We start from the raw sequence: 2,823 nt of genomic DNA, 5'->3' as shown, positions 1-2,823 counted from the left end.
TCCGGGTGCTGTGCCCCGGCCCGCAGCCGAGGTCGAGCGCGAGCCGGGGCACCCTGGGCGCCCCATCTGTGATCAAGGCGCGGGACGGGGTGTCGAAGACGTCCGCGAGCAGGGCGAGGCGTCCGGTGGCGAGGCCCGAGTCCCCGAACGCGTAGGCCGGTATCCGGACGAAGGTGGGCTGCACGCTGACCTCGCAACGCAGGCTGTTCGCGATGTAGCACTCCTGGTGGGCCTGCTCCACCAGGGCATGAAGCCGCTCGAGCGGGACGTCCCCGGCAACCACGATCCGTGGCCGCAGCCGGATGTGGCTCAGACCCGTCCGAGGCGCCTGGGGCATGACCGCCTCCGCGTCGTCGGAGTAGCCGCGGACATCTACCCGCGCGCGGGCGGCCACGGCCAGGAAGGACAGGAGCTGACAGGACGACGCTGCGAGCAGGACGAGCTGTTCGGGGTTGGGATGTTCGGGTGAGCCGCGGAAGGCGGGGTCCGCACTGAGCTGGACGCTTGCGGGCGCGGGCGGACATTCGCCACGATGGCCCCGGTCGTACGCCTCGTAGCCGGCGGCTGTCGAGCCGTCCCAGTGGCAGCGGGCCCGGTAGCGGTGATGCTCATGTTGATCCACCCAACCTCCCGATGAAGAAAATGCACCGCTGCCCAGCGGGTGTAGCCGAATCGGTCGGCCGTCTGCTGCAAGGACAGGCGATCGACGTACCAGACGCCTACCGTCCGCTGCGGAGGTTACGGACGGGGCACCGCAGACCGGGTGCACCCGCGAACTTTCCGTCCACTGTCACCAGATCTGCGCCCAACGTCTCCGCCAGTGCGACGTACGAGGCGTCGTACGGCCACATGTTGTGTCGAAGCTCCCAGATCCGTGGGAGCAGCGGCACGTGGTCGAAACGTCTCAGATTCATCCGACCGAGCAGATCCAGGGCACGTCCCCCTTCGTCCTCGGGCAGCTTCTTGCCACGCACCAAACCGCGGAGCGTCGAAGCGCATGCGAGATCGACGGCATAGGGTGCGGCCAGTCGCTCGCCGGCTGCGACGGCCCGCACCTTCTCGGCAACGGGGTCCGAACCGACCAGGAACTCAACCAGGGCGGACGTGTCCAGAACGATCACGTACGGGCCTCGCGCATCTCGGTGATGGCATCCACGACGTCGGCGGCGGTCACCGCACCCCGTGCCGCGATGACGCGCGCTTCCTCTGCGGCTTCCTGCGCGGTGAGCGTGGCTGCCTCACCGTCGAGCAGTTGCCGGACATACGCCTGCAGGGATTGCCCGGCCCGGATGGCACGCACTTTGAGGACGGTGAGGGTCTCGTCGGAGACGTCGCGTACATGGATGGCAGCCATGCAAGCATTCTAGTCCCATAGCAAGCACTCTGCTATCACTGCTCACGCTGTCGCCCGATCACCGCTTCGGTCTTGGCGCCGCCCAGGTCGTGCGGCTCCTGCACCAGCCGTGGCCGGTCGCGGCTTCTATCGTCAAAGCGGAATCAGGCGGACGCTGGGGCCGCATAGTCGGGCCATGTCGTCCGGGTCGGATGTGATCAGGGCTACCGGTCCTCGCTGGCGCAGCGCCATCTCCGCGACCATGGCATCGATGGCGTACTTGTGCCCGTGCAGGTTCGCGGCCCGCAGCAACGCCGATGCAGCTCGTGCAGCGTCCTTGGTGACGGATTCCACCTGGACACGGGAGAGGATCCAGGTCGTGCGCGCCGCATCTACCTTGGGGTGCGTCGCTTCGATAATGGTCGCAGCGCAGGTCTTGACCCTCCATTCCAGACGCTGCGCCTCGTCCAGGACAGCCATGACCCTCCGCTGCTGTTCGATGAAGCCGGACAATCCCGCGCAGTCGAGGGCGAGGGTCCCCGGTGCGGCCGGACGCCTCATGCAGCGTCGTGTCGCTGCGTGACCTCACCAGTGAGCGCTTCATGCGCCCAGGTCCGCTCGTCGTCCGTGAACTCGCTGTGTTCTTCCTGGTAGACACGGATGTCCTCGGCGAGGAGCTCTCGGCGGATACGGTCCTCGATCATCTCCGCGACGAAGCCGGAGAACTCGCGCTTACCGATCATCTCGCGTACGGCGTCAGCGGTCCCCTGGGGGAGGGACAGGCTCAAACGGGTAGAAGGACCTTCGCCCAATGGGTAGCCGTGGGTACTCACACGGACACTGTAACATTTTTGGTGTTACAAGAGCGGCCTCGTCCTGCCCGTCATCGCCCGCAAGACGCTGATCGAACTACCCGGACCGGCAATCGGTGCACCGGGACGTCACCACTGTCAGCCCTACCGACTGTCGCCGCCCACCATCCGGGCGAGGTCGTCTGCGGGCGAAAGGGGTAGCCGTGGCAGGTTGGTGTACTTGACCGGGAGCTGGGGGATCTGTTCTGCTCGTCATGCCCAGCCGATGCACCGGGCCCAGCCGATGGACACATGATGGACGCGGAGGAAGCCGGTGGGAGTCCCCCCTGACGTCGACCGGTCGTCCCGCTGCTCCAGAGCCCGGCGTCACCCCTCCGGCAGGGGTCCGTCGCAGCGCCGCGGCTTTCCACGCTGAGCACCCGACCACGCCGCCGAGCCCGCAAGGCTTACACAACCCCCACCTTCGTGTCAGGGAGAACTCCCATGTCCGGATGGTTCCGTGCCGTCGGGCTGCTGGCCGGCGCCGCGCTCGACGCCGCCCTCGCCGACCCGGCGCGGATGCACCCGGTGGCCGCCTTCGGGACCGTCGCCAACCACACCGAACGGCTGCTCTACCGCGACAGCCGGGCCGCCGGTCTGGCCTACACCTGCGCTCTCGCCGGCGGCACCGTCGCCGTC

The 2,823-nt window shown here is 67.8% G+C and carries 5 protein-coding genes and 1 pseudogene; 1 reads left to right on the top strand and 5 read right to left on the bottom strand.

Annotated elements, in window-relative coordinates; translation table 11 throughout:
• The 5 genes from DD1DGNOD_RS14115 to DD1DGNOD_RS14095 form a co-directional block, all read right to left on the bottom strand.
• A partial coding sequence (locus DD1DGNOD_RS14115) for an OsmC family protein (RefSeq protein ID WP_131770356.1) occupies positions 1–622 on the bottom strand: 622 nt, incomplete at its 3' end.
• A 97-nt stretch (positions 623–719) separates the two neighbouring features.
• Positions 720–1,121: a type II toxin-antitoxin system VapC family toxin gene (locus DD1DGNOD_RS14110; RefSeq protein WP_131766896.1), complete on the bottom strand. Its 402-nt coding sequence runs from the start codon at positions 1,119–1,121 to the stop codon at positions 720–722.
• Positions 1,118–1,354 carry a FitA-like ribbon-helix-helix domain-containing protein gene (locus DD1DGNOD_RS14105; RefSeq protein WP_131766897.1) on the bottom strand — a complete coding sequence of 79 codons (237 nt, stop codon included), beginning with the start codon at positions 1,352–1,354 and terminating at the stop codon, positions 1,118–1,120. Before DD1DGNOD_RS14105 ends, DD1DGNOD_RS14110 begins: the two co-directional genes overlap by 4 nt.
• A 132-nt stretch (positions 1,355–1,486) precedes the next feature.
• On the bottom strand, positions 1,487–1,894 hold the full coding sequence (locus DD1DGNOD_RS14100; protein WP_131766898.1) for a DNA-binding protein: 408 nt from the start codon (positions 1,892–1,894) through the stop codon (positions 1,487–1,489).
• On the bottom strand, positions 1,891–2,121 hold the full coding sequence (locus DD1DGNOD_RS14095) for a hypothetical protein (protein WP_131766899.1): 231 nt from the start codon (positions 2,119–2,121) through the stop codon (positions 1,891–1,893). Before DD1DGNOD_RS14095 ends, DD1DGNOD_RS14100 begins: the two co-directional genes overlap by 4 nt.
• A 507-nt stretch (positions 2,122–2,628) precedes the next feature.
• Between DD1DGNOD_RS14095 and DD1DGNOD_RS14090 the strand changes: the two are divergent.
• Positions 2,629–2,823: pseudogene (locus tag DD1DGNOD_RS14090) on the top strand (cobalamin biosynthesis protein); the annotation flags it as partial.

It is taken from the genome of Candidatus Protofrankia californiensis (genome assembly GCF_900634765.1).
Classification (GTDB): Bacteria; Actinomycetota; Actinomycetes; order Frankiales; family Frankiaceae; genus Protofrankia; species Protofrankia californiensis.
Note: the sequence above shows the minus strand (reverse complement) of the source record. Positions and strands in the feature narration are given on the sequence as shown.